This window comes from Thioalkalivibrio sp. AKL17 (genome assembly GCF_000377885.1).
Classification (GTDB): domain Bacteria; phylum Pseudomonadota; class Gammaproteobacteria; order Ectothiorhodospirales; family Ectothiorhodospiraceae; genus Thioalkalivibrio; species Thioalkalivibrio halophilus.
The window spans coordinates 178,579-205,001 of the sequence record NZ_KB898767.1 but is presented as its reverse complement, the minus strand read 5'-3'; the positions used below and the strand labels follow the sequence as shown (position 1 = coordinate 205,001).

At 69.0% G+C, this 26,423-nt stretch carries 22 protein-coding genes; 7 read left to right on the top strand and 15 right to left on the bottom strand.

Features of this window, described 5'->3' with window-relative positions:
• Positions 1-85: 85 nt before the first annotated feature.
• The 8 genes from asnB to D577_RS0109245 all read right to left on the bottom strand — a co-directional run bounded on the left by asnB (position 86) and on the right by D577_RS0109245 (position 7,879).
• Complete coding sequence (asnB, locus tag D577_RS0109280) at positions 86-2,107, bottom strand: asparagine synthase (glutamine-hydrolyzing) (protein ID WP_018947211.1); 2,022 nt, start codon at positions 2,105-2,107, stop codon at positions 86-88.
• A gap of 98 nt (positions 2,108-2,205) precedes the next feature.
• On the bottom strand, positions 2,206-3,285 hold the full coding sequence (locus tag D577_RS0109275) for an aspartate carbamoyltransferase (RefSeq protein WP_018947210.1): 1,080 nt from the start codon (positions 3,283-3,285) through the stop codon (positions 2,206-2,208).
• A complete protein-coding gene (locus tag D577_RS14505) occupies positions 3,273-3,395 on the bottom strand; it encodes a hypothetical protein (RefSeq protein ID WP_018868948.1) in 123 nt (40 codons plus the stop codon). Before D577_RS14505 ends, D577_RS0109275 begins: the two co-directional genes overlap by 13 nt.
• Positions 3,392-4,876, bottom strand: a complete 1,485-nt coding sequence (locus tag D577_RS0109265; protein WP_018947209.1) for a sodium:solute symporter family protein — start codon at positions 4,874-4,876, stop codon at positions 3,392-3,394. Before D577_RS0109265 ends, D577_RS14505 begins: the two co-directional genes overlap by 4 nt.
• The gene (locus D577_RS0109260; RefSeq protein WP_018947208.1) at positions 4,873-5,613 is read right to left on the bottom strand and encodes a cysteine hydrolase family protein; all 741 of its coding nucleotides are present in this window, start codon (positions 5,611-5,613) and stop codon (positions 4,873-4,875) included. The genes D577_RS0109265 and D577_RS0109260 overlap by 4 nt, the downstream gene beginning before the upstream one ends.
• A gap of 31 nt (positions 5,614-5,644) precedes the next feature.
• Positions 5,645-6,886 carry a Zn-dependent hydrolase gene (locus D577_RS0109255; RefSeq protein ID WP_018947207.1) on the bottom strand — a complete coding sequence of 414 codons (1,242 nt, stop codon included), beginning with the start codon at positions 6,884-6,886 and terminating at the stop codon, positions 5,645-5,647.
• A 43-nt stretch (positions 6,887-6,929) separates the two neighbouring features.
• Entirely contained in the window at positions 6,930-7,358 is a 429-nt protein-coding gene (locus D577_RS0109250) for a hypothetical protein (RefSeq protein WP_018947206.1), read from the bottom strand.
• A 5-nt stretch (positions 7,359-7,363) separates the two neighbouring features.
• On the bottom strand, positions 7,364-7,879 hold the full coding sequence (locus tag D577_RS0109245; RefSeq protein ID WP_024328678.1) for a MarR family winged helix-turn-helix transcriptional regulator: 516 nt from the start codon (positions 7,877-7,879) through the stop codon (positions 7,364-7,366).
• 370 nt (positions 7,880-8,249) lie between these two features.
• Here D577_RS0109245 and D577_RS0109235 point away from each other — a divergent pair, with 370 nt between their 5' ends.
• Positions 8,250-9,287, top strand: a complete 1,038-nt coding sequence (locus tag D577_RS0109235) for a porin (protein WP_018947204.1) — start codon at positions 8,250-8,252, stop codon at positions 9,285-9,287.
• A gap of 114 nt (positions 9,288-9,401) precedes the next feature.
• Here D577_RS0109235 and D577_RS0109230 read toward each other — a convergent pair whose 3' ends face one another.
• From D577_RS0109230 to D577_RS0109220, 3 genes are all read right to left on the bottom strand, one after another.
• Entirely contained in the window at positions 9,402-11,372 is a 1,971-nt protein-coding gene (locus D577_RS0109230; protein ID WP_018947203.1) for a M48 family metalloprotease, read from the bottom strand.
• Between the two features lie 106 nt (positions 11,373-11,478).
• On the bottom strand, positions 11,479-12,885 hold the full coding sequence (locus tag D577_RS0109225; protein ID WP_018947202.1) for an AmpG family muropeptide MFS transporter: 1,407 nt from the start codon (positions 12,883-12,885) through the stop codon (positions 11,479-11,481).
• Between the two features lie 39 nt (positions 12,886-12,924).
• Positions 12,925-13,698 carry an exodeoxyribonuclease III gene (locus D577_RS0109220; protein ID WP_256377178.1) on the bottom strand — a complete coding sequence of 258 codons (774 nt, stop codon included), beginning with the start codon at positions 13,696-13,698 and terminating at the stop codon, positions 12,925-12,927.
• Positions 13,699-13,799: 101 nt separating this feature from the next.
• Between D577_RS0109220 and pyrE the strand changes: the two genes are divergently transcribed.
• A complete protein-coding gene (gene pyrE / locus D577_RS0109215) occupies positions 13,800-14,435 on the top strand; it encodes an orotate phosphoribosyltransferase (protein WP_018947200.1) in 636 nt (211 codons plus the stop codon).
• Between the two features lie 6 nt (positions 14,436-14,441).
• Here the strand turns inward: pyrE and uvrD are convergent, their stop codons facing one another.
• Entirely contained in the window at positions 14,442-16,637 is a 2,196-nt protein-coding gene (gene uvrD, locus D577_RS0109210; protein ID WP_018947199.1) for a DNA helicase II, read from the bottom strand.
• A gap of 75 nt (positions 16,638-16,712) precedes the next feature.
• Between uvrD and D577_RS0109205 the strand changes: the two genes are divergently transcribed.
• Together D577_RS0109205 and odhB are read left to right on the top strand one after the other, a co-directional pair.
• Positions 16,713-19,547 carry a 2-oxoglutarate dehydrogenase E1 component gene (locus D577_RS0109205; protein WP_018947198.1) on the top strand — a complete coding sequence of 945 codons (2,835 nt, stop codon included), beginning with the start codon at positions 16,713-16,715 and terminating at the stop codon, positions 19,545-19,547.
• A 35-nt stretch (positions 19,548-19,582) separates the two neighbouring features.
• Positions 19,583-20,917, top strand: coding sequence for a 2-oxoglutarate dehydrogenase complex dihydrolipoyllysine-residue succinyltransferase (odhB, locus tag D577_RS0109200; protein WP_018947197.1), 1,335 nt, complete (start codon positions 19,583-19,585; stop codon positions 20,915-20,917).
• Between the two features lie 13 nt (positions 20,918-20,930).
• Here the strand turns inward: odhB and dtd are convergent, their stop codons facing one another.
• From dtd to D577_RS0109185, 3 genes are read right to left on the bottom strand one after another with little or no spacing between them, the layout of a single operon-like run.
• Positions 20,931-21,380: a D-aminoacyl-tRNA deacylase gene (gene dtd, locus D577_RS0109195; RefSeq protein ID WP_018947196.1), complete on the bottom strand. Its 450-nt coding sequence runs from the start codon at positions 21,378-21,380 to the stop codon at positions 20,931-20,933.
• Positions 21,377-22,360: a prolyl aminopeptidase gene (gene pip, locus D577_RS0109190; RefSeq protein ID WP_018947195.1), complete on the bottom strand. Its 984-nt coding sequence runs from the start codon at positions 22,358-22,360 to the stop codon at positions 21,377-21,379. Before pip ends, dtd begins: the two co-directional genes overlap by 4 nt.
• Before the next feature lie 52 nt (positions 22,361-22,412).
• Positions 22,413-22,775, bottom strand: a complete 363-nt coding sequence (locus tag D577_RS0109185; RefSeq protein WP_038036230.1) for a hypothetical protein — start codon at positions 22,773-22,775, stop codon at positions 22,413-22,415.
• A gap of 221 nt (positions 22,776-22,996) precedes the next feature.
• On the opposite strand from D577_RS0109185, the gene D577_RS0109180 reads away from it, so the two are divergent.
• From D577_RS0109180 to D577_RS0109170, 3 genes are read left to right on the top strand one after another with little or no spacing between them, the layout of a single operon-like run.
• Complete coding sequence (locus D577_RS0109180; RefSeq protein ID WP_018947193.1) at positions 22,997-23,809, top strand: tRNA 2-thiocytidine(32) synthetase TtcA; 813 nt, start codon at positions 22,997-22,999, stop codon at positions 23,807-23,809.
• Entirely contained in the window at positions 23,802-24,704 is a 903-nt protein-coding gene (locus D577_RS0109175; protein ID WP_018947192.1) for a lysophospholipid acyltransferase family protein, read from the top strand. Before D577_RS0109180 ends, D577_RS0109175 begins: the two co-directional genes overlap by 8 nt.
• A gap of 6 nt (positions 24,705-24,710) precedes the next feature.
• Positions 24,711-26,417: an alpha/beta-hydrolase family protein gene (locus D577_RS0109170; protein WP_018947191.1), complete on the top strand. Its 1,707-nt coding sequence runs from the start codon at positions 24,711-24,713 to the stop codon at positions 26,415-26,417.
• Positions 26,418-26,423: the final 6 nt, after the last annotated feature.

Sequence of the window (26,423 nt, the reverse complement as noted above, 5' to 3'; positions counted from 1 at the left end):
CCTGCGTCAGCTCGTGCGCCGTCCGGGAAGCGGTGCCGCCTGACACGGACCGTTTCCGCTGTTTTCCGGGCCCGAAGGCCCGAAGTCAGGCGCTCCAGCCGAATTCGCGGGCCTTCTGCGCCGCCAGCGCCGGGATGTCGGTGGCCACGAACTGCTCGTGCAGCACTTGCACGCCGATCATGTGGTTGATCACCGCGTCCAGCTGCACCTGGGTCGCCGCCGGGGTCTCCTCCGACTCGTGGATCTCGAACACCTGGCGCACGCCTTCGGGGTCCAGCAGCCCGGCCTCCGCGACCTTGTCCTCCGACAGGTAGCGATCCGCCAGCGCCTTCATCGCTGCCCACTTGGTGGGATCGGTGTGGGCCGGCGGTGCCATGAACGGGAATTTCTCGCGCTCGTACAGCACCTTGGGCAGCAGCCCCTTCATCGACTCGCGCAGCACGTATTTCTCGTTGCGGCCCTTGATGCGCATGGTCGGCGGCAGCTGCGCGGCGAACTCGGCCAGGTGGTGGTCGAGGAACGGCGGGCGCGCCTCCATGGAGTTGGCCATGTCCATGCGGTCGCCGCCCCAGGTGAGGATCTGGCCCTCCAGCATGGTCTTGATCCACACATACTGGGCCTTGTCCAGCGGATGGCGGCCTTCCAGCATGTCGTCGTCCAGGGCGTCGGCGATGGCCTTGCCCGGCTTGTAGTCCTTCATGCGCTTGCGCCGCTTCGGATGTAGCAGACCGGGTACGTGCTCGGCGGCCGCCAGCCAGGGCTGCAGGCAGGACGGGGTAAAGCCCATCATGCGGTTGAAGTCGGGGTCGGAGACCTCGTCCTCGGCCAGCATCGCCCCGGAGACCAGCTCGTTGGACTCGTTGAGCATCTGCTGCCAGGCGGCACGGTCGGCCTCCGGCAGGGTGTCCAGCCCGTGCATGAACATGTCGCGGCGAAACGCCGGGTAGCCGCCGAACAGCTCGTCCGAGCCCTCGCCGGTCACCACCACCTTGTAGCCGGCGTGGTTCACGTGCCGGCTCATCAGCAGCTTGGCCACCGCCAGGGTGTTGTAGATGGTGCGCTCGGCGTGCCAGAGCGCCTCCTCGAAGTTGTCGTACAGGTGGTCGGCGTCCAGCGACATGATGTCCTGGTCGGCGCCCACGCTCTCGGCCATCTCGCGGGCGATGGCGGTCTCGTCGTAGTCGTCGTTGTCGAAGCCGATGGTGAAGGCCTTCACCGGTGCCTGCTGACTCGCCGAGGCCAGGCCCAGGGTGATGCAGGAGTCGATGCCCCCGGAGAGGTAACAGGCGACCGGCACGTCGGCCTCCAGACGGAGCTGGGTGGCCTCCATCAGCTGTTCGCGTACCCCTTCGATCCAGTATTCCTCGTCGGTCTCGCTCTCCGGCGGGCGTTCCGAGGCCAGCGGGAAGTCCATGTCCCAGTACTTCTCCTGGCGGATCTTCAGCTTGCCGTGGGCGCGCTCGACGATGACGACGTGGCCGGGCTTGACCTGGTGGACGCCCTCGAAGGCCGTGGTGCCGGGGACCATGGTCTGCATCAGCTGGTGGTACAGGCCGTCGTCGGAGAAGCGGCGCTGCACGTCGGGGTTGGCGAACAGGACCTTCAGCTCTGAGCCGAACACGAAGCTGCCGCCGGCCGTCTCGGTGAAGTACAGCGGCTTGATGCCGAAGCGGTCGCGTGCCAGCACCAGGCGGTCGTGCTTGCGGTCATACAGCGAGATCGCGAACTCGCCGCGGAAGTATTGCAGCGCATCCTCCAGCCCCTCGCGCTGGTACAGGTGCATCACCATCTCGGAGTCGCTCTTGGTGCGGAACTTCACCCCGCGCGAGGTCAGATCGGTACGGATGCGCTTGTAGTCGTACAGCTCGCCGTTGACCGTGGTCATGATCTCGCCGTTGCTCATGGTGAACGGCTGGCGGCCGCGGTTCTCGTCGAGGTCGATGATCGACAGCCGCGCGTGGCTGAAGCCCACACCGCGATCATCCTGGGTCTTGTAGCCAAAGCCGTCGGGGCCGCGGTGGTACTGGATCGCGGCCATGTTGACCAGGGTTTGCGGGTCGACCTGACGGTTCGGGTCGGCGTGGAAGATTCCGGCAATGCCACACATGGCATGTCTCCTTGGTTATCCGTTCGGGGCGACCGGGGCGCGGCCCGGGACACTCCGGCGCGCCACGCCGCTCGCGGTTCTAGTGAAAAAGTGGTGTGTCAGCCTTCCGGGGTGTCCATCACCGCGCTGATCCGGCGCACCACCGTGGTCAGCAGGGCCATGCGCACGAACACCGCCCCGCGCGCCTGGGCGAAGTACCAGTTGTGCGGGGTGTCGTCGAGATCGGTCGACAGCTCCGCGCCGCGCGCCAGCGGATGCATGATGATCGCACCCTCCTTCAGCGGCGACTGGCGGTTCAGGTTCAGGCCCTCGCCCATGGACTCGAAGGTGTCGCCGACCCAGGCGATGGCGTTGATGTAGACGACGTCCAGCTCCGGCAGCACCGGGTCCAGGTCGTTCACCACGCGCAGCTTCAGGCCCGCGCCCTCCAGCAGCTCGCGCTGCTCGGGGTCGAAGTTTTCCTCCTCGCGCGAGATCACCACGATCTCGTCGATCGCCTCGGGGAACAGGCTCAGCATGCTCAGCAGGCTGCGTACCGTGCGCATGCGCGAGGGTACGCCCACGATCCCCACCTTCACGTGCTTTTCCGGCGGGCAGTCGGGCAGGAACAGCTCCGGGCGCCACTTGGCCAGGGTGTAGACATCCGCCAGCGCCTGGGTGGGGTGCTCGTCGATCCCGTTGCCGGCGTTGACCAGCGGGATGCGCAGGTTCTCCAGCATGTTGTGCACGGCCTCGCCCTCGGAGGAGCGCAGTACCAGGACGTCGCCGTAGTTGTTGAACATCTCCGCGATGTCGGCCAGCGACTCCCCCTTGGCGATGCCGGTGCTCTTCGGATCGGTGATCGACATCACCGATCCGCCGAGCCGGTGCCAGGCGCTCTCGAATGACAGCCGGGTGCGGGTGGACGGCTCGTAGAAGGCGCTGATCAGGATCTTGCCGGCCAGCGGCAGATGCATCAGCGCCGGGGTCGTCTCGTACTGCGCGGCCAGGCGGAACAGCTGCAGCAGCTCCTCGCGGGTGAACTGGCGGCTGGATACCACGTGCGAGGCGGCCAGCTTCAGCAGTGGGTCGGGATTTTCCTCCACTGCCTCGAGCAGGGCGCGCGGCCGGTCGGTGCCGGCGGCACCGTCCCGCGGCTTGAGGGTGTTCAGCGGGTCATGGGGATTCACCAGAGGCATCCTCTCTTCCAGTCGCGGATGAACAGGGCAATCAGCAGGATCGGGGTCAGGGTCGCGACCGTGGTCGCGATGATCACGATGGTCGCCAGTGCGGTTACCGGGATCGTCATGTGGCCACCTCCGGGTTGCCACGGCCGGGTGAGGCGTCGCGGTCATCGTGCGCCAGCCGGTCCCAGTCGAAGGGCCGCGGGAACAGCCAGGTACCGGCGACCATCACCACCAGCGAGACCGCCGCACCCACCAGTGCGGCCACGTACCAGCCGATCATGAAGTAACTGGCCAGGCCCAGCCCGGAGCCCAGCAGCATCGCCCAGGCCGCCGCCTGCGGGTTGGCGCGGCGCCAGTACAGCCCGGCCACGATGGGCCAGATCGCGCTGGCCACGAAGGCCCCGGTGAAATACAGCAGCTCCGCAAGCGACCCCACCACCGGCACCTCGCCGCGATAGCTGGCGGCCAGCCAGGTCAGCAGCCCCAGCAGCACCACGATCACCTTCGTCGCCCGCAGCTGAGTCTGTTGCGAGGCGCGCGGATGGATGTGCCCGCGGTAGATGTCGCGGGTGACCAGGTCGGAAGTGGCGGCCAGCAGCGAGTCGAGGCTGGAGGCCAGCGCGGCGAACACCACGATGAACACCACGATCGCCCCGGTCAGGCCGAGCACCTCGGCGGCCACCAGCGGGCCGACCATGTCCGCCGCCGGCACGTTGATGCCCAGCGCCGGGGTGGCCAGCGCCACGAAGCCGGCCACGATTGGGATCGGCAGCCACAGCAGCCCGCCCAGCAGGTAGGCGCGGAAGCCCACGTTGCGGCCGAAGGCGAAGGCGCGCGACCACCACACGTTGGAATGGAAGATCTCGCCCACGCCGAACAGCAGGTTGTTGAACAGGAACATGATCGCGGCCGGGAACAGCAGGCTCAGCAGTTCCGGGCGCTCTTCCATCAGGTCGAAATGGATCGCCTCGAAGCCCACCCGGTCGATGGTCATCCAGGCGAGGAACGCGGCGCCGCCGATGATGATCACGGTCTGGATGAAGTCGGTGCCGATCACCGCGCGCAGCCCGCCCAGCAGGGTGTAGATCACGCACACCGTCAGGATCACGGTCATGCCCACGCGGTAGTCGATCCCGGCCAGGGCGTTGATCAGCACCCCGCCGGCCATCGCCATGGAGATCAGCCAGCCGAACGCGTAGATCAGGGAGACGCCGAGGAATACCCGCCAGGTGAAGGTCCCGTAGCGCAGGCGGATGAAGTCCCCGGAGGTAAAGCCGTGCGGCATCAGCTCGCGGATCCGGCGGGCCATGGGGGCGAACAGGATCAGGCCCAGCGCCCCCAGCGAGTAGCCCAGCATGCCCCACACACCCAGCTCCAGCGCGAGCTGCGGGGCGGTCATGGTGGTGTTGGCGGTGACCCAGGTGGCCATCGCGGTGGCGCTGGCCAGGGCCAGCCCCACGTTGCGCCCGGCCAGCATGTGGTCGGCGGCGGTGTAGTTGCGGCGTCCCAGCCAGGCGCCCAGCGCGACCCACAGGACGCTGAAGGCCGCCAGCAGCCCCCAGGCGACGGAAGTCGGGAGGATGGGATCCTCGAGGGCGGTCACGACGCCTCCTGCACCCTCGTGATCTCGCGGATCGCCTCGTCCGTGGTCATGACGCGGGCGTAGCGGTCCTTGATGGTGGTGATGGTCGCCCGTTGCATCTCGGGGGTCACCGTCGCACAGCAGTCCTCGATGAGCGTCACGTAGAAACCCAGGTCACAGGCGTCGCGCACCGCGGTGGAGACGCATTCGTTGCTGTACACGCCAACGATGAACAGGGAGGAGATCTCCAGGTTCCGCAGGATGTAGTGCAGATTGGTCGAGTTGAACACGCCGCTCGCGGTCTTGTCGAGGACGATTTCGTCGCCCTTTGGTGCGACCTCGTCGACGAATTCGGCATCCTTGCTGTCGGGGGCCGCGTGCAGCCCGAGACGCTTGTGGCCCGGGCTGCGGTCGCGCCCGTCGCGGGTCAGCGAGCGGATGCGGGTGTGGATGACCTCCATCTCCTCGGCACGGAAGGCATCCTGCAGCCGGCGCACGTTGGGCAGGACGGTCTCCTCCAGGCGGTGGAAGTAGTATTCCTGGGCCTCCAGGGGGATGCCGGATTCGGCCGAATCCGCGAAGACCCCGTGGCCGCGCGCGGCGTCGAGGTACTGCAGGTCGATGCACAGCAGGGCGACATGGTGCTCGCGCAGCTCGCGCCGCAGTACCGGCTTGCTGATCAGGCTCTCCTGGTACTGCTCGCGCAGCGGATCCAGGGAGTCGTAGTCGGTCAGGCGGGAAACGTTGTCGTCGGCCATGCCGCGGGCTCCTTGGTCGGTTGGGGTGGCGCTACTGCGGGGCCGCCAGTGCCAGGGCACTGTGCAGGGCCAGGTTGGCGCCGGTCTCGATATCCTCCCAGTTTGTCCATTCCGCGGCCGAATGGGAACGCCCCTGCAGGCTGGGCACGAAGATCATCCCGGTGCGGGTGATCGCACTCATGCTCTGGGTGTCGTGCGCCGCGCCGCTGGGCATGGTGATGTACTCCAGTCCCATGCGTTCGGCCTGGCCCTCGATGGTCTGCACGATCCCGGTGTCGCAGCGCACCGGATCGATCTCCGAGAGCACGTCGAACTCGAACATCAGGTCGCGCCGCCGGGCCAGGCTGGAGAGCGTGCGCCGAGCCGCATGCGCCAGGGCGGTCAGGACCTTCTCGTCGGTGTCCCGCACCTCGAACGAAAAGGTCGCCATGCCGGGCACGGTGTTCGGTGCCCCCGGGGACAGTTCGACGCGGCCGATGGTTGCGCGCGAGTTGGGGCTGCCGTGTTCCTCCAGCAGACGGTCGATCTCGCCGCCGAACTCGGCCAGGCCCTGGAACGCGTCCGCGCGCATGTCCATGGGCGTGGTGCCCGCATGGTTGGGCTGGCCCTTCAGGCGCACCTCCCACTTGAACAGCCCGGTGATGGCCTCCACCACCCCCACGCTCAGGCCGCGCCGGTCCAGCACCGGCCCCTGTTCGATGTGGGTCTCGATGAAGGCGTGCAGGGTGTTCGGATCGCGCCGCGCGGCCAGCGCGTCGTCGGCGTTCAGGCCCCAGGCCGCCATCGCGTCCACCAGGCTCACGCCCTCCAGGTCGCGCGCATGGCTGATGCTCTCCGGGGTCAGCTTGCCGGCCATCGCCTGGGAGCCGAACATCCCGCCGAAGCGGCCCTCCTCGTCGGTGAAGTCGATCACCTCCAGCGGGTACTGCAGCTCGATGCCCTGCTCCTGCGTGGTGCGCAGCACCTCCAGCCCGATCAGCACGCCCAGCGCGCCGTCCAGCGGACCGCCGCCGGGCACCGTGTCGAGGTGCGAGCCCATCGCCACCACCGGGCGCCGGCCGTCGTACTGCAGACGGCCGTGCAGGTTGGCGGCCCCGTCCTGCCACACGTCCAGCCCTGCGGCCTCCAGGCGGTGGCGGAACCACTCGCGACCGGCCCGATCGCCGTCGGAGAACGCGCGGCGGTGCAGGCCGCGGTCGGCGTCGCGGCCGATCTGCGCGAGGTCGTTAATGTCCTGCTGCAGGCGCTGCATGTTGATGGCGAAATCGGGCATGAAGGTCTCCGGTTGGCCGGGCCAACGGCCCGGGGCATGGGGGTCAGCCGCGCGGGCGGCCCCGCAGCAGCACGACGATCAGCACCAGGAACACCGCGCCGCCGACAGCGAAGAAACCAAAGGCGCGCGCCAGGCCGTGATGCTCGACCACGACCGTGATGCGGTCGCTCCAGGCATCCTCGTCGGCGTCGGCCGCGCGCAGCCGGAAACGGTATTCACCGTCCGGCAGGCCGCTGATCACGCGGCTGGTGTCGCCGCCTTCGTAGATCACGCCGGCATCGTCGAAATCGGGGCCGCTGGCGCGTTCCAGCACCACCGCCCCGGGCGCCTCCCAGTGCAGGGTGAACCCGCCATCGGCGGAGTGCTCGGGGGGATCGTCGAAGCGGGGTTCGGCCAGGGCCGGGGCGGCCAGCAGGACGAGCGCCAGCGCCAGCACCGGAAGGCGGCCGAAGCTGGCGGCGAGGCGGAGCATCCCGCTCAGGCTCCACCCTCGAACGGCTTGAGGCCGGCGCGCTGCTCGGTGGACTGCATGGTTTCCACCAGCATCGCCAGGTTCTGGTCCAGATCGGCCAGTTCGTCCGGCGGCATGGATTCCAGCGCCCGGTTCAGTTCGCCCTGGGGGGCGGCCGGGGCGCGTTCCAGCAGTTCCTGTCCGGTCTCGGTCACGTACAGACGCACGATGCGCTGGTCGCGCTCCGGGCGGCGACGTTCGACCAGGCCCTGCTGCTCCAGCTTGTCCAGCAGGTTGGAGGTGGTGGAGGCATGCACCGACAGCCGCCGCGACAGGTCGCTCACGTTCAGGCCCGGCGTGCGCTGGAGCTCCCACAGCGCCCACAGCTGCGAGGCGCTGATCCCGCAGGCCCGCTCCACCGCGCGCGAATGCCCCTGCAGCGCCCGGATGATCACCCGCAGCTGGCGGATGACCGAGCGTGCGGGGTCCTCGCCCCCGGACGGGGCTGCGGACGTTTGGGTGGCGGCGCTGGCGGATGACATGCGGTTCTCGGCGGTGATGGTCAACGAACATTATTTTTGCGCAAAAATACCTCCGGCGCAAACCGTGCCACCAAAACACGGCCCGGTGGCCTCTACCCGGTGCGACCGCACCATGCCGCCGTGCGTTCGGCGGTACTTCGGTACCCGCAGCCGGTCTTCCTGTCTGTTGTGCACAACAGACGCACCACGTACGTGCATGTGGGCCCTTTACAACGAATTAGACTTCGTTTATATAACCACACTGGTGTGCAGTGGAATGGATCGTCCGCGATGTTCCGCGCGCAGCTGTTGCAAGAGCCGCACACCGACCGGACGGCGGAGCCGGTTCCGGACATCCCGAAAAGTTTCAATTGAGCGCGAGGACAGGAAGATGATGAACAGGAAGATGCTTGCCGCGGCCGTGGCCGCGACCCTGGCCGCTCCCGGCATGGCCATGGCCCAGGAAGAAGGCGCCGGTCCGATCGACTGGGATTTCTACGGCTCCCTGCGGCTTCAGTATGAAGCTGCCGACCCGGCTGAAGAAGATAGCTACGACGGTTTCCGCGATGCCTACTCGCGCGTGGGCTTCACCGGCAGCCTGCCGCTCAACGAAGGCCTGAACGCCTTCGCCCAGCTGGAGATGCCGCTGGATCTGGCCAATGGCAAGGTGCAGGATCCGTTCAATACGGCCGATGAAGACATTCGCATCGGCAAGATCGGCCTCGAGTCCGATGTGGCCGGCACGTTTGCCTACGGCCGCGACTGGATGCCCTACTACAACGCGATCGCGTTCCCGGTCGACATGTTCAGCTCCTTCCAGTCGGGCTTCGCGACCTATACCACGTTCCGCGAAAGCGACAGCGTGATGTACTACTCCCCCGACTTCAACGGCTTCTCCTTCGGGGCGGCCTACAGCGCCAACTCGGGATATGCCGACAGCTCCGGTTCTCCGGACGACCGTTACCAGCTGACCGGTTCCTACTCGTTCCAGGACACCACGCTCTCGCTGGGCGTTGACGACGTCGATGGCGCCCAGAACACCCGTATCTGGGGCTTCTCCGCGATGCACAGCATGGGTGACCTGTCGCTGTCCGCCAAGGTCGAATACATCGACAGCGATCAGGATGAGGACGTATTCGGTGATGACGGAGACATCGCCGCCAACGTGTACGCCGCCTACGACTGGGGTCAGCATACCTTCAAGGGCATGCTTGCCAACGTCGACAACTACGGCGAAGATGTCGTGCATCTGGGTTACGACTTCAACGTCAACGATGCCCTGAAGTTCTTCGCCGAGTACTATTACGAGGAAGAGCCGACCGGTGCGATTCCGGCCGAGCGTGCGCGTGATACAGGCACGGATCCGATCCCGTTCCCCGAAGACGGCTCCAACAAGGTCTTCATGGTCGGCATGCACTACAGCTTCTGATCGCGCATCGCGCGAGTTTCAGCAAGCGGCTGTAACGGGAAGGCCCGCATCGCGAGATGCGGGCCTTCTTTCGTTGGAGGCAGGGCCGGTGGCGCAGTGTGCCCCGAAGCCCCTTCAGTGGCCGGCGTCGAACAGTTCGCCGGCATCCGGCAGCGGCACGTTCAGGTGCAGCGAGGCGGCCATCATCCGCACGAGTTCGCGCTGTTCCGCGGTGGGGTCGCCGCGTTGCTGCACGGTGTGGTCCATGGCCTGCAGCAGCCGCTGGCGGTCGTGGCGCGGCATGCGCGCCAGGCGCTCCAGCGCGCGGTCGAGGATGCGTGCCCAGGCCGCGGACTGGCTGGCCTGACGCAGTTCCTCGGGGATGGGGGCGCTGAACGGCAGGCTGCCGGTGAAGCGGCCCAGGCCGGCGATCAGCGCGGCCTCGGCCGCCTCGAGGTCGTCGGGGTGGCCGTGCAGCGCGAGGGTCGCCAGCAGGTAGCGTGCCGCGTTTTCGCGATGCCGGGCGTTCTTCTCGGCGGGATCCTTGCGCCCGTGCGTCCTTTCGCCCCCGTGCCCGTGACGCCGGTCGAGGTGTTCGATCAGCATGCGGCCGAGGGCGTACTCGGTGGCGGACAGGCGGCCGTCGGCATGGATCAGGCGTTCCACGAGTCCGGCCAGGGTCCGTTGTTCGTCGCGGCTCAGCCGAGCCAGCGCAGGGAAAGCCATCTCGGTCAGCGGAAGACGGTGTTCGGCCGCGGGTTCGGGGACCATCGCACGGAGCTGGCGCACGCGTTCTTCGCTCTCCGGGCCGCGGGTCTCCAGGATCATGCGGAGCTGCTGTTCGCGGATCTCCGGATCCGGATGCAGGATCAGGTAGAGCACCAGATCCGCGACCCAGTGCGGATTGCGAGCGGAACGTGCCAGCTCGCCCGGCAGTGCGGCCAGCAGGGCGGCGGCCAGCGAGCCGGGCACGGCCCCGAAGGCCTCGCCCAGCGGCCCGTTCTCCTCCTCTTCCCGCTGCTGCTCGGCGGCAGCCTCCTGCTCGCGGCGCCGGCGTTCGCGTTCGGTCACCGCACGGCGCACCCGGTCGGTGGCCTCGCGGCCCAGGCGTTCCAGACCCTCCTCGTCGAGTGGCTGGCCCAGCCGCTCCAGGCGTTTCTCCAGCGGCGGATGGGTATCGAGCAGCTGGTCAATGGCGCCGTTGGCGAACAGCATGTGTCCGACCATCGTCGGGCTGGCGTTGAGCCCGGCGTAGCGCGCGGCTACCTTGCGCAGGGCGCCGGCCATGCCGTCCCCATTGCGGGTGAACTGCACCGCGTGGGCATCCGCGCGGTACTCCTGTTCGCGCGCGATGGCTGCGCGGATCAGGCGCCCGCCGATCAGGCCGATCCCACCGGCGGTCACCAGCGCGAAGTTGAACCACACCGGCCCCCGCATCTCTCCCGGGTCGCTGCGCGCGCGCCGTCCGGGCAGCATGCCCAGGCCCAGCAGCGCGATCATCTCGATGCCGAACAGGATGCCGACCAGCTGCGTGTTCAGGCGCATGTCGCCGGCACGGATATGGCCGAACTCGTGGGCGACCACCGCTTTCAGTTCCTGGCGGTTGAGGCTCTCGATCGCCCCGCGCGTTACCGCGATGGCCGCGTCATGCGGGGTGAAGCCGGCGGCGAAGGCGTTGATGCCCAGCTCGCGTTCCAGCACGAAGATCGCCGGCACCGGCAGCCCGGCGGCGATCGCCATCTCCTCGACGATGTTGCGCAGCCGCCGGTTCTTCGGGTCCTCGGGCTCGGCATCCACCGGATCGCCGCCCATCTCGCGGGCGATGCCGCGCCCGCCGCCGGCACGCCGCAGCTGGTACAGGCGCCACAGGCTGGCCCCGGCGATGACCGCGATCGCCAGTCCGGTGGTCCACAGCAGAAAGCCACGGTGCTCCGCGAGCATTTCGGCGGTGGGCATGAGCCGCCGGAGCTCCTGCCAGGGCTCGACCAGGGTATACAGCAGCAGGATGTTGAGCAGTGCCACCATCAGCACCACCACCAGCACGAACAGGCCCAGCAGCAGCGCCAGCCGCCGGCGTGCCCGGTCCTGGTATTCAAAGAAGCGCATTCCTTCGCCGTCCCCGTTTCTCTCCCCGTTACTCCGTATACAACCGGGTTTGGTGCGCGGGGGCAAGGCCGCTGCCCGCATCGGGTGCGATCCCGCTCCCACGGGGTCAGTCGGTCCGTTCGGCGGGGGCCTCTTCGCGCCCGGGCTGGGGTAAGCGGTCGGGGTTGGCGACGCGCGCGATCCACAGTGCCAGCAGGACCGCGGGGATGCCGATCGCGGCCGAACTGACGAAGAACCAGAACCAGCCCATGAACTCGGCCATCACCCCGGTGAAACCGGCGAGGAACTGCCCCGGCAGGGTCATCAAGGAGCTGAACAGGGCGTACTGGGTGGCGGTGTAGGCGCTGTTGGTGAGACTGGAGAGGTAGGCGATGAACACCGAGATCGCCATGCCGCCGGTGATGTTGTCGGCCATGATGGCGAACACCAGCCCGTAGAGCTCCGGCCCCAGCAGGGCCAGCCAGGAGAAGGTCAGGTTGGTGATCGGCGCCAGCAGCGCGGTGGCGATCAGCATGCGCATGATGCCGAAGCGTGCGACCAGCAGCCCGCCCACGGCGGCCCCGCCCAGGGTCATCGCCAGGCCGAAGGCCGCGGCGATATTGGCGATCTGATCCTTGCTGAAGCCGATGTCCAGGTAGAACGGGTTGGCCATCACCCCCATGAAGATGTCGCTGATGCGGAAGATCGCGATGAACGCGATGAGCAGCAGGGCGATCTTGCCGAAGCGCTTCCAGAACTCCACGAACGGGCAGACGAAGGCGCCGATGAACCAGGCCTTGAAGGCGCGCCAGTAGCCGGTGTCCGAGGTGTTGTTGATGTAGTCGAGCACGCGCTGCTCGATCTGCGCGGTCCTGCGGTCGCGCTCGGCCACCTCGGGCTCGCGCACGATCAGGGTGCAGATCACGCCCACCAGCATGAGTGCGGCCATGGTGCCGTAGGCCAGGCCCCAGGTCCCCACCGCGGCGATGTGCAGTGCCCCGGCCCCGGCGGTCAGCAGGGCCACGCGGTAGCCGGTCACGTAGGCTGCGGCCATCGCCCCCTGGCGTTCCTTGCTCACCGCCTCGATGCGGTAGGCATCGATGGCGATGTCCTGGGTCGCCGCCGCGAACGCCGTGATCACCGCCCACACCGCGACCAGCCACAGCTGCTCGGTGGGGTCGGTGAGCGCGATGCCCGTGAGCGAGATGATGATCAGGGCCTGCGCCAGCAGCATCCACGCGCGGCGCCGGCCGAACAGCCGCGTCAGCAGCGGCAGCGGCATGCGATCCACGATCGGCGCCCACAGCACCTTGATGCTGTAGGCCATGCCCACCCAGCTGAGAAAGCCGATGGACGACAGCTCCACCCCGAGGTCGCGCAGCCAGGCGGTGAAGGTGCCACCGGTGAGCAGCAGCGGCAGGCCGGCGGCAAAGCCGAGGAACAGCATGCCGATGACGCGCGGGTGGCGGTACACCGCCAGTGCCGCGCGCCAGTCACGACGGGGTGCGGCCTGCGCGTCGTCGGCGGCGCTCATCGACGGGGCATGTGCCGGACCGGGAGCCCGGTGCGGCTGTCAGGGCGCGTAGTCATAATCGATCCAGAACGGCGCGTGATCGGAGAAGCGCTGCTCGGTATAGATGAACGGGTCGCGCGCGGTGGCGGCGATGCCCGGCGTGGCGATCTGGTAGTCGATGCGCCAGCCCACGTTCTTCGCCCAGGCCTGACCGCGGTTGGACCACCAGGTGTACTGCCCGGGGCGGTCGTCCAGCCGGCGGAACACATCCACCATGCCGATCTCGTCGAACAGGTGGTCCAGCCACGCCCGTTCCTCGGGCAGAAAGCCCGAGTTCTTGCGGTTGGAACGGTAGTTGGTCAGGTCGATTTCCTTGTGCGCGATGTTCCAGTCGCCGCAGATCACCCATTCGCGTCCGTCCTGCATGCGCTCCGCCAGCCACGGGCGGAAGAAATCGAGAAAGCGCCATTTCGAATCCTGACGGTGGTCGCCCGAGGAGCCGGACGGCAGGTACAGCGACACCACCGACAGGTTGCCGAAGCGCATCTCCACGTAGCGCCCCTCGTTGTCCGCCTCCTCGAAGCCCAGCCGGGTGATGATCTCGTCCGGCTGCATCCGGCTGTACATGGCCACACCGCTGTAGCCGGGTTTCACCGCGTCCACGTAGGCGCTGTGATAACCGGGCGGATGGAAGGGCTCGCCCTGGATCTGGTGGATCTGGGCCTTGGTCTCCTGGATGCAGACCACGTCGGCTTCGGTGGCGGGCAGCCAGTCGAAGAAGCCCTTGCGGGCGGCGGCACGGATGCCGTTGGCGTTCATGGACATTATGCGCATGGCGCGCAACGATACCCGCGCGCGCGGCCGGCGAAAAGACCCGCCCGGACGCTGTGTCAGAATAGGGGCCGTTTCCCCTCGCAATCGACCACGGAGCCGTCATGACCGCCCACGCCTTCCTCGAATACGCCCTGCAGCGCGACGTCCTGCGGTTCGGCGAGTTTACGCTGAAATCGGGCCGTACCAGCCCCTATTTCTTCAACGCCGGGCTGTTCAACCGCGGCTCCGACCTGGCCCGTCTGGGCGAGTTCTATGCGCAGGCGATCGTGGATTCCGGGATCGACTTCGACCTGATCTTCGGCCCGGCCTACAAGGGCATCCCGCTGGCGGCGGCCGTGGCCGAAGCCCTGTACCGCGACCACGACATGGACCGCCCCTGGGCCTTCAACCGCAAGGAGGCCAAGGACCACGGCGAGGGCGGCAACATCGTGGGCGCCCCGCTGGAGGGTCGTGTGCTGATCGTGGACGACGTGATCACCGCCGGCACCGCCATCCGCGAATCGGTGGACATCATCCGCGCCGCCGGCGCCGCGCCGGTGGGGGTGGCCATCGCCCTGGACCGCGAGGAGCGCGGTGCGGGCGACCGCTCGGCCATCCAGGAGGTGGAGAGTGATCTGGGCATGCAGGTGGTGCGCGTGGCGCGGCTGACCGACCTGGTCACCCTGCTGGAGCAGACCGGCCGCGCGCCGGAACACCTGGATGCCCTGCGCGCCTACCGCGCCGAATACGGCGTCTGAGCCGGGTCAGGCCAGCACGTCCAGTTTGGCGAAGCCGACCACCAGCCACTTGGCGCCGGCGTCGGCGAAGTTGACCTGTACCCGGGCCGAGGACCCCGAGCCCTCGAAGGCCGTGACCAGCCCCTCGCCGAAGCGCGCGTGGTGCACCCGGGTGCCGATCGCCAGGCCCTCCTCGCGGGCCGATTCCGCGCGTGCGTCCATGCCGCTGGTCCGCTGGCGCGCGGCGGCAAAGCGTCCGGCGCCGAACGGCGAGGACTGCGGGCGCAGCACCTCGAGCATGTCTTCCGGGATCTCGTTGAGAAAGCGCGAGGCCGGGTTGGAGGCCTCGCGGCCGTACAGCCGGCGGGTTTCGGCGTGGGTCAGGTACAGCTGGCGCTCCGCGCGGGTCATGCCCACGTAGGCCAGGCGGCGCTCTTCCTCCAGGCGCCCGGGCTCGTCCACCGAGCGGGCGTTGGGAAACAGTCCGTCCTCCAGCCCGGTCAGGAACACCAGGGGGAACTCCAGGCCCTTGGCCGAGTGCAGGGTCATCATCTGGATCGCGTCCTCGTCGGGGTCCGCCGACCCCTCGCCCGACTCCAGCGCGGCGTGTGACAGGAAGTCGGTCAGGCGGTCGCCGGTGGTTTCCTCGTCGCGGATCTCCTCCATGTCGAAGGCCCGCGCCGCACCCACCAGCTCGTCGAGGTTCTCCAGACGGGCCTCGCCGCGTTCGCCCTTCTCCTTCGCGTAGTGCTCGCGCAGCCCGGACAGGGCGATGGCCTGTTCCACCTGTTCCCCCAGCGGCCGCCCGGTCAGGGCTTCGCGGATCTGTTCGACCAGCTGCAGGAAACCCGCCACTGCGTTGCGTGCGCGTCCGGGCAGGGCGTTCGCCTGCACCGCGCGCTGCGCCGCGCGCAGCAACGAGATGTCCTGTTCCGCGGCCACCGCGCGCAGGTCGTCCAGGGTCTTCTCGCCAATCCCGCGCGGCGGCTGGTTGACCGCGCGCAGGAAGGCCGGGTCGTCGTCGCTGTTCCCGGCCAGGCGCAGATAGGCCAGCGCGTCGCGGATCTCCTGGCGCTCGAAGAAGCGCAGCCCGCCGTACACCCGGTACGGCAGGCGCCGCGCGATGAAGGTCTCTTCCAGCACGCGCGACTGCGCGTTGGAACGGTACAGCACCGCACATTCGCGGTGCTGGCCGCCGTCCTCGATGTGCCGGGCGATGGTCTCGGCGATGAAGCGCGCCTCCTCCTGCTCGTTCAGCGCGGTGTACAGCCGCACCGGCGCGCCCTCGAGGTCCTCGGTCCACAGCTCCTTGCCCAGACGGCCGCTGTTGTGGCGGATCAGCGCGTTGGCGGCGTTGAGGATGCTGGCGGTGGAGCGGTAGTTCTGTTCCAGCCGCACCACCTGGGTGCCGGGGTAGTCCTTCTGGAAGTGCTGGATGTTCTCGATCTTCGCCCCGCGCCAGCCGTAGATCGACTGGTCGTCGTCGCCCACCGCGAACACCGGGCTGCCGCCGGCGATCAGCCGCAGCCAGGCGTACTGGATGTCGTTGGTGTCCTGGAACTCGTCCACCAGCACGTGGCGAAAGCGCGTGCGGTAATGCTCCAGCAGCCCCGGGTTGTCGCGCAGCAGTTCCAGCGAGCGCAGCAGCAGCTCGGCGAAATCCACCACCCCGGCGCGTTCGCAGGCCTGCTGATACGCGGTGTAGATACGCACCCACTGCCGTGCGATCGGATCGCCGGTGTCCGGCAGGTGTTCCGGGCGGGAACCCTCGTCCTTGCGCGCGTTGATGTAGCCCTGCGCCTGTTTCGGCGGCCAGTGGGACTCCTCCAGCTCCAGCCCGCGCAGCACGCGCTTGACCATGCGCAGCTGGTCGTCGGAATCCAGGATCTGGAAGCTCTGCGGCAGTCCGGCCTCCTGCCAGTGCTGACGCAGCAGGCGGTGGGCCAGACCGTGGAAGGTCCCCACCCACAGCCCGCTGGCCGGATAGTCCAGCAGTTCCTCGATGCGCCCGCGCATCTCGCTGGCGGCCTTGTTGGTGAAGGTCACCGCCAGCAGTCCGTGCGGGGCGATGCCTTCCACGCCGATCAGCCACGCGATGCGGTGGACCAGCACGCGGGTCTTGCCGGAGCCGGCACCGGCCAGCACCAGAACGGGTTGCGACGGCGCGGCCACGGCCTCGCGCTGCGCCGGATTGAGGCCTTCAAGAAGGGGAGAAACGTCCATGCGCGCATGGTAGCAAACGCGGTACAGTCGAGGTCTGCAGAACTTCGCGCGCACGCCCGACGTCACAGGACCACCATGAACGACATGTCATCCCGCCATCGGCTGGATCAACCGGTTTCCGGACAGGACCCCCACCCGGACAATCTGGCGTTTGCCGAGACGCTGCTGGAGCGTTTCCGCGAGGATCCGTCTTCGGTCCCGGCGGCCTGGGCCGACTATTTCCGGGCCCTGGAGGATGCGGCACCGCAGGCGCGTGCGCCGGCGCGGGGCGAGGAGCGCCGCCGGCATACCGACCGCCCCGACCTCGAGCACGAGCGCCTGCAGATCCGCGTGCTGCAGTTCATCAACGCCTATCGTTACCTCGGGCATTTCGGCGCGCGTCTGGACCCGCTGGAGCGCGAGGCCCCGGTGGCGCCGCGCGAGCTGAGCCGCGAATACCACGGGCTGGAAGGCGTGGGCCCGGACATGACCTTCGACCCCGGCTCGCTGTTCCTCGACGGTCCGGCACCGCTGGACACCATCGAACAGGTCCTGCGCGAGACCTACTGCGCCAGCATCGGCGCGGAATACATGCACATCACGGCCACCGACGAGAAGCGCTGGCTGCAGGAGCGCCTGGAATCGGCGCACGGGCGCTTCGGCTTCGGCGACGACACGCGCCTGGCGATCCTCGAGCGCCTCACCGCCGCCGAGGGCCTGGAGCGCTACCTGCACAAGCGCTACGTGGGCCAGAAGCGTTTCTCGCTGGAGGGCGCGGAGAGCCTGATCCCGCTGCTCAATGCCCTGGTCCAGCGCGGTGGCGCCCGCGGCCTGACCGAGCTCGTGCTGGGCATGGCGCATCGTGGCCGTCTCAACGTGCTGGTGAACCTGCTGGGCAAATCGCCGGGCGAGCTCGCCGACGAGTTCGAAGGGCGCCCGCGCGACGATCGGGGTACCGGTGACGTCAAGTACCACATGGGGTTCTCCTCCGACGTGGAGACCCCCGGCGGGGCGGTGCATCTGGCGCTGGCCTTCAACCCCTCGCATCTGGAGATCGTGACGCCGGTGGTCGAGGGTTCGGTGCGCGCGCGCCAGGTGCGCCTGGGCGACCGGCAGGGCAACCGGGTGATGCCGGTGGTGATCCACGGCGATGCGGCCTTCGCCGGGCAGGGCGTGGTGATGGAGACCCTCAACATGTCGCAGACCCGCGGGTTCTCCACCAAGGGCACCGTGCACGTGGTCGTGAACAACCAGATCGGGTTCACCACCAGCACGCTGAAGGATGCGCGTTCGACGCATTACGCGACCGATGTCGCCAAGATGGTGAATGCGCCCATCCTGCACGTGAACGGCGACGATCCCGAGGCGGTGGTCTTCGTCACCCAGATCGCACTGGATTACCGCATGCGGTTCGGCAAGGACGTGGTTATCGACCTGGTCTGCTATCGCCGTCAGGGGCACAACGAGGCCGACGAACCCGCCGCGACCCAGCCGCGCATGTACCACCGCATCCGCGACCTGCCGACTACCCGCGAGCGCTATGCCCGTCAGCTGATCGAGGAAGGCCTGACCGACGCGCAGCAGCAGGAGCAGATCCTCGACGCCTACCGCGACCGGCTGGATGCCGGCGAGGCGGTGGCCGACTCGCTGCTGCGCGATCGCACCCGCGAGACCCGCGCGGGCGGCACCAACTGGGGCCCGTACCTGCATCAGCCCTGGGATCAGCCGGTCGATACCGGCGTCGACCGCGAGCGTCTGGCGACCGCGCTGGAACACCTGTCGACCCCGCCGGAGGGCTTCGAGCCGCATCCGCGGGTGCACAAGATCCTCGAGGCGAGGCGCCAGATGGCGCGCGGCGAACAGCCGCTGGACTGGGGTGCTGCGGAGACCCTGGCCTACGGCAGCCTGATCCAGGACGGCTATCGCGTGCGCCTGTCCGGACAGGACTCCGGGCGCGGGACCTTTTTCCATCGTCACAGCGTGCTGCACGAACGCAACACCGGCGACACCTACGTCCCGCTGCGCCGCCTGGACCCGGACCATCCGCGCTTCCTGGTCATCGACTCGCTGCTGTCCGAGGAGGCCGTGCTCGCGTTCGAATACGGTTATGCCACCGCGGCCCCCGAGGCGCTGGTGATCTGGGAGGCGCAGTTCGGCGACTTCGTCAACGGCGCTCAGGTGGTGATCGACCAGTTCATCTCCTCCGGCGAGCAGAAATGGGGGCGGCTGTGTGGCCTGACCCTGTTCCTGCCGCACGGCTACGAGGGCCAGGGACCGGAGCATTCCTCCGCGCGGCCCGAGCGCTTCCTGCAGCTGGCGGCGCAGGAGAACATGCAGGTCTGCGTGCCGACCACGCCGGCGCAGATCTTCCATCTGCTGCGCCGGCAGATGGTGCGCCCCTACCGCAAGCCGCTGGTGGTCATGACCCCCAAGAGCCTGCTGCGGCACCGCCAGGCCGTGTCCTCGCTGGAGGACCTCGCCGAAGGACGGTTCGAGACCGTGCTGGACGACCCGGAGGTGACCGATCCGCAGCAGGTCCGTCGGGTCCTGCTGACCAGCGGTCGCATCCACTACGATCTGGTCTCCACCCGCCAGACTGACGAACGCGAGGATGTCGCCGTGGTGCGCCTGGAGCAGTGCTACCCGTTCCCCTGCGACCGCATGCGCGAGGTACTGGAGCGTTATCCGCAGGCCGAGGAATTCGTCTGGATCCAGGACGAGCCGGAAAACCAGGGGTATCTCGGCTTCGTGTATCCGCGCCTGGCCCCGCTGCTGGCCGAGCGCGGTCATGCCCTGCACGCGGTTGCGCGCCCGCCGGCGGCGGCCCCCGCGGTGGGCTATCCCGAGGTCCATCGTTCCCAGCACGAGGAGCTGCTGGAGCGCGCCTTCGGGCCGCTGAGTACCCGGGATCTCCCGCACCCGACACCCTGAGTCCGACCCGCAAAACCGCCGAACAAGGAAGCCCGATGTCCGCCGAGCAGACCCCGATCCAGGTTCCGCAACTCCCCGAATCCGTGGCCGATGCCACCGTGGTCGCCCTGCACAGGAAGCCGGGCGATGCCGTACGCCGCGACGAACTGATCGCCGAGCTGGAGACCGACAAGGTCGTGCTGGAGGTCAACGCCCCCGCCGACGGAACGCTGGTCGACCTGGCCGTGGCCGAAGGCGACACCGTGCACGCCGATGACGTCCTCGGCCATCTGGGCCCGGCCCCGGCACAGCCCGCCGACGAGGCCCCGGCAGCCGGGGAGCACGTCGAGCCCGAACCCGACCCCGCCTCGGCCGAGGCCGACGAAGCGGACGAAGGCCCCGAGCCCGAACCGGCCGCGGATGCCGGCTCGCCGCCCCCGCCGAGCCCGGCGGTACGCCGCCTGCTGCAGGAGGCCGGCCTGCGCGAGGATCAGGTGCGCGGCACCGGGCCCGATGGCCGTATCCAGCGTGAGGACGTGGAACGCGCGCAACAGGCGGCGGCCGGTTCCGGAGCCGGAGGCCAGGGTGATGACGCGCCCCGTCGCCCGGAGGCCGGCGACGCCGGACGCGACAGCGCGCGGGCTGCCGCTGGCGCGGAACCGCCCGCCGGTGGCCCGCGTGCGGCCGGCGAGCGCGGCACCGAGCGGGTGCCCATGAGCCGGCTTCGGGCGCGCATCGCCGAACGCCTGCTGGAGGCCAAGCAGTCCACCGCGATGCTGACCACCTTCAACGAGATCGACATGTCGCAGGCCATGGCCCTGCGCGGGCGCTACAAGGATACCTTCGAGCAGACCCACGGCATCAAGCTCGGCTTCATGGGGCTGTTCGTGGCGGCCGCGACCCGGGCCCTGCAGCGCTTCCCGGTGATCAATGCCGCCCTCGACGGCGAAGAGATCGTCTACCACCACTACACCGATATCGGCATCGCGGTGTCGTCCCCGCGCGGGCTGGTGGTTCCGGTGCTGCGCGATACCGGCAACGCCTCCATTGCCGACATCGAACGCCGCATCCGCGACTTCGCCGAGCGCGCCGGCAACGGCAAGCTGGATATCGACGAGCTGCGCGGCGGCACCTTCACCATCACCAACGGCGGGGTGTTCGGCTCGCTGTTCTCCACGCCCATCGTCAATCCGCCACAGAGCGCCATCCTTGGCATGCACGCGATCAAGGAACGCCCGGTGGCGGTGGACGGCGAGGTGGTGATCCGGCCGATGATGTACGTCGCGCTGTCCTACGACCACCGCCTGGTCGACGGCGCCGACGCGGTGCAGTTCCTGGTGGCGATCAAGGAGGCCATCGAGGACCCGGCGCGCCTGGTGCTGGACGTCTGAGTCCGAGCGCGGTTCAGCCCCGGGGCCGCGCCTGCAGCCAGAAGGTGACCGGCCCGTCGTTGGTCAGGCTCACCTGCATGTCGGCGCCGAACCGCCCGGTCGCGACCGGTTCGTGGCGCCGCTGCGCCCGCTGCAGCAGGTGGTGGAACAGGGCCTCGCCGCGTTCCGGCGGGGCGGCCGTGGTAAAGCTGGGGCGCATGCCCTTGCCGGTATCCGCCGCCAGGGTGAACTGCGGCACCAGCAGCAGCCCGCCGCCGGTCTCCCCCAGCGAGCGGTTCATGCGCCCTTCCTCGTCCGGGAACACGCGATAGCCCAGCAGGCGGTCGAGCATGCGCTCGACCGCCGATTCGTCGTCGTCCGGTTCCACCCCCACCAGCGCCAGCAGCCCGGTGCCGATCTCGCCGGTGATCTCCCCGGCGACCTCCACCCGCGCCCGGCTGACCCGCTGGATCAGGCTGATCATGCCCGCGCCCTGCCGCTGCCCGGTTCCAGCCCGCCCGCCAGGTGGGTCAGGCGATCGGTGGCGGCGACCAGCGCCCGCGCGATCCCCGGTTCGGCGGCCGAGTGCCCGGCGTCCGGGATGATCTGCAGATCCGCCTCGGGCCAGGCCTCGGCGAGCGCCACTGCCTGCTCCACCGGGCACACCACGTCGTAGCGCCCGTGGACGATGAAGCCCGGGATATCGCGCAGGCATCCGGCATCGCGCAGCAGCTGGTCCGGCTCCAGGAAGGTGTCGTGGCTGAAGTAGTGGCACTCGATGCGTGCCAGGCTCAGGGCCACCTCGGGGTCCTCGAAGTGGTCGATCACGTCGTCGTTGGGGATCAGGCAGGAGGCATGCCCCTCCCAGGCCGACCACGCCTGCGCGGCCGCCTCGCGCACCGCCGGGTCCGGGTCGGTCAGGCGCCGATGATAGGCCGCCACCAGGTCGTCGCGTTCCTCCGTGGGGATGTGATCGCGATAGGCCGCCCAGGCCTCGGGGAACAGGCGGTCGGCCCCCGACTGGTAGAACCACTGGATGTCGCGCGGCCGGCACAGGAAGATGCCGCGCAGCACCAGGCCCAGCACCCGGCCGGGGTGCGTCTGCGCATAGGCCAGCCCCAGGGTGGAGCCCCAGGAGCCGCCGAACACCACCCAGCGCTCGATCCCCAGTTCCTCGCGCAGACGTTCGATGTCGGCCACCGCGTGCCAGGTGGTGTTGGCCTCCAGGCTGGCGTGCGGGGTGGAACGCCCGCAGCCGCGCTGGTCGAACAGCACGATGCGATAGCGCGCCGGATCAAAGAACCGCCGGTGCCACGGTTCGCAGCCGGAGCCGGGGCCGCCGTGCAGGAACACCGCCGGGATGCCCTCCGGGTTGCCGCATTCCTCGTAATACAGGCGGTGGCCGTCGCCGACCTCCAGGGTGCCGGTGGTATGGGGTTCGGTCGGGGGGTAGAATGCGTCCATGGCGGGCCTCGAGTAACACCAGCCCCAAGTCTGGCCAAAAACGGCGCGGCTGTCAGTCGTCGTCGATCACCCTTCCGCGATAGACCCGGCGACCCTTCTTCTTTTCGGGTTCGGCGGCATCGGTCGCACCCGGGGCGTCCGGTGTCTCCCCCGGCTCTGCGGCCGACGCTTCTTCCTGCGTGGTGTCGGCGTCCGCATCGGCCGCGGGGCGCGGGGACGCCGCCGGGGCGTTCAGATGCCCCCGCAGGGTCATCGCCGCAGCCTGCACCATGCTCGAGCGGCTGCGGCCGGCATAGTCCAGCAGAATCTCCATGAAATCCGGATCGGCGAACGAGAGGCGACCCGCCGCCGGGAACTCGCTGCGCAGGGCACGCTTGAGCTCGCCGGCGAGGGTCAGGGTCTTGCGGTCGTACATGTCGAAGTTCCGCGCGGTGTCCGTCCCGGTGCGCATGCAAGCCCGATGCCACGGCGACCGGTCCCGCTCATGACGGCCGGGTGCCCGATAACGGAGCGCGCGGGTGAATCGAGCTGGTGCAGGAGCCCGCGCGCTCACGGGCAATCGCACCGCCCCGGTGCATCCCCTCGCGGCCGGCGTCGGGGCTTGCGCCTTCCGCGCCCCGTCCCTATGTTGCGGGCATGGAAACACCGTCCGTTCCCCGCTCCATCCGTCGTCTGGCCGGCCAGGCGATCCGTGAGTTCGACATGATCCGCGACGGCGACCGCGTGCTGGTCGGCCTGTCCGGTGGCAAGGACTCGCTGACCCTGCTGTGGCTGCTGCACGAGCTGGCGCGTCGCGCGCCGGTGCATTTCGAGGTGGGCGCGGTGACCATCGACCCGGAGATCGACGGCTTCGACCCGGAGCGCCTGCAGGACTACCTCGGTGGCTACGGGATCCCGTACCACTTCGTCTCCGAGCCGATCGCCGAGCTGGCCGGCGAGCACATGGACAACGACTCCTTCTGCTCGTTCTGCTCGCGCATGAAACGCGGCCTGATGTACCGCACCGCGCGCGAGCACGGTTACAACGTGCTGGCGCTGGGGCAGCACCTGGACGACCTCGCCGAGAGCTTCCTGATGAGCGCGTTCCATGGCGGTCAGCTGCGCACCATGAAGGCCCATTACCGCATCGATGCCGGCGACCTGCGCGTGATCCGGCCGCTGGTCTACGTGCGCGAGCGCCAGACCCGCGACTTTGCCGAGGCGGCCGGACTGCCGGTCATCCTCGACAACTGCCCGGCCTGCTTCTCCATGCCCACCCGGCGCGAGCACATGAAGGCCCTGCTGGCACGCGAGGAGGGCGAGTTTGCCGAACTGTTTCGCAACCTGCGCACCACCCTGCGGCCACTGATGACCGAGGGGGGGATCCCGGGGCCGGATGATGCACCCGATGCCGCCGATGCTTCGCGGGCCGTGGATCCGGTGGCATCCGGGGAAACGGCCGATGGCTGAGCGACGGCAGCTGCGCGACCGCCTGATCGGGGTGATCCTGCGGGTGCTGGGGCGCCTGCCGCTGCGGGTCAACCACGCCCTGGGCGGTGTTCTGGGTACCCTGGTGTGGCTGCTGCCCACGCGCTCCGCACGGCTCACGCGCATCAACCTGGCGCTGTGCTTTCCGGACAAGGACGCGGCCTGGCACCGGCGCACCGCACGCCGTTCGCTGCAGGCCATGGCGCGCTCGCTGACCGAGTCGCCCTGGCTGTGGCGGGCCGGGCCCGAGCGCCTGGCGGGGCTGGCGGAGGCGCCGCCGTGCTACGCCCGGCTGCAGAGCCGAGAGCCCGGCCGTGCGCTGTTCCTGGCCACGCCGCATCTGGGCTCCTGGGAATTCGCCGGCCTGCACGCGGCCATGCACGGGCCGATGGCCTCGCTGTACAGCCCGCTTCCGACCCCCGAGATCGACCGGTGGGTGCGCGAGGCCCGTTCCGCCACCGGGGCGAAGCTGGCGCCGGCCGACCGCTCCGGGCTGCGTATCCTGCAGAAGGCGCGCGATGCCGGCGAGATCATCGGCGTGCTGCCCGACCAGAGCCCGAAGGGGGCGTCGGGCGTGCACGCGCCGTTTTTCGGCCGCCGGGCCCTGACCATGACCCTGCTGCCGCGCCTGCTGCGCGGGCGCGACGACCCTGTGGTGTTCCTGTTCGCCGAGCGCCTGCCGCGCGGGCGCGGCTTCCGCTACCACGAGATCGAGGCCGGCCCCGAGGTCCGCGACCCCGATTTCGTGCGTGCCGCCGCGGCGGTCAACCGCATCGTCGAGGACCTGGTAAGGCGCTGCCCGGAGCAGTACAACTGGGCCTACAAGCGCTTCCACCCACCGCCGCCGGGACATCCCCCGGTGTATGCCCGTCGCTGACGCGTCATGTCGTTCCCTGATTCCGTGGCCCGTCTGACCGCCCGCATCCCGTTGTCCCGCTGGCTGGCGCCGGGCTGGGCGCGGCGCCTGGCCGCCTCGCTGTCGGTGCCCGGGCTGCTGCTGGGCACGCTGTTCTTCGCCGCCTCGCTGTCGCCCAGCCTGATCCCGCGGACCTGGGAGATGCAGGGCATCCTGTCCGGGATCTCCCTGTCGGCGGGCTATCTGCTCGGGGTCTTCCTGCACTGGCTGTGGGCTTACCTCGAGCTGCCGGAGGCGGGCGAACGGGTGCACCGGATCATGGTGATCGTGGCCGCGGCGCTGTGTGCGGTGATCGCCGTCGGGTTCCTGATGCAGGCCGCCCAGTGGCAGAACTCGATCCGCGAGCTGATGGAGATGGACCCGGTGGACAGCGCCCATCCGTTCCGTACGGGCGTGATCGGTCTTGCGGTGTTCGCGGCGGCGCTGGCGGTGGGGCGGCTGTTCCTGCTCAGTTTCCGATTCGTTGCCGTGCGCCTGCGCCGCTTCATCCCGCGGCGGCTGGCGAACGTGACCGGCGTGATCGTAGCGCTGGCACTGTTCTGGGCGGTGATCGACGGGGTGCTGCTGGAATACGGCCTGCGCACCGCCGACAACACTTTCCGCCAGTTCGACGTGCGCATGGAAGCGGACGTGGAGCATCCCGGTGACTCGCAGCTCTCCGGCAGCGAGGAATCGCTCATCCGCTGGGAGGAGCTGGGGCAGCACGGCCGGCGCTACGTCGGCTTCACGCCCGACACCGAACAGATGAGCGAGTTCTTCGGCGAGCCCACGCCGGCCCCGTTGCGGGTATACGTGGGGCTGAACGCCGCGGAGACCATCGAGGAACGCGCCCGCCTGGCCCTGGACGAGCTCAAGCGTACCGATGCCTTCGACCGCTCGGTGCTGGTGCTGGCGACCCCTACCGGGCGCGGCTGGGTGGATCGCGATGCGATGCAGGCGGTGGAGTACCTGCATCGGGGCGACGTGGCCTCGGTGGCGGTGCAGTACTCCTACCTGCCGAGCTGGCTGTCGCTGATGTCGGAGTCGTCCTACGGGCTGGAGACCGCGCAGGCGGTCTTCGGCGAAGTCTATGGCCACTGGCGTGAGCTGCCGGTCGACGAACGCCCCGAGCTGTATCTCTACGGGCTCAGTCTGGGGGCACTGAACTCCGAACGCGCGGCGGATCTCTACGACATCGTCGGCGATCCGTTCTCCGGCGCCCTGTGGAGCGGCCCGCCGTTCCGCTCCGAGGCCTGGCGCGAGATCACCGCGCAGCGGGAGGCGGATTCACCGGCCTGGCTGCCGCGTTTCCGCGACAGTTCCATCGTGCGGTTCACCAACCAGGATCCGCACCTGGAGATCCCCGGTGCCGAATGGGGGAGCATGCGCATCGTGTACCTGCAGTACGCCAGCGACCCCGTCACCTTCTTCGAGCCCGAGGCCTTCTACCGCCAGCCGGAATGGATGGAAGAACCGCGCGGCCCGGACGTGACCGACAAGCTGCAATGGTACCCGGTGGTGACCATGCTGCAGCTGGCGATCGACGTGGCCGCCGCGGATGATGCCCCGGTGGGCTACGGCCATGTGTATGCCCCGGAACACTATGTCTACGCCTGGCGCCACGTGACGGATCCCGAAGGCTGGTCGGAAGACGAGCTGCAGCGGCTGAAGGACCACCTGCGCGGCGATCGGTAGCGGCCG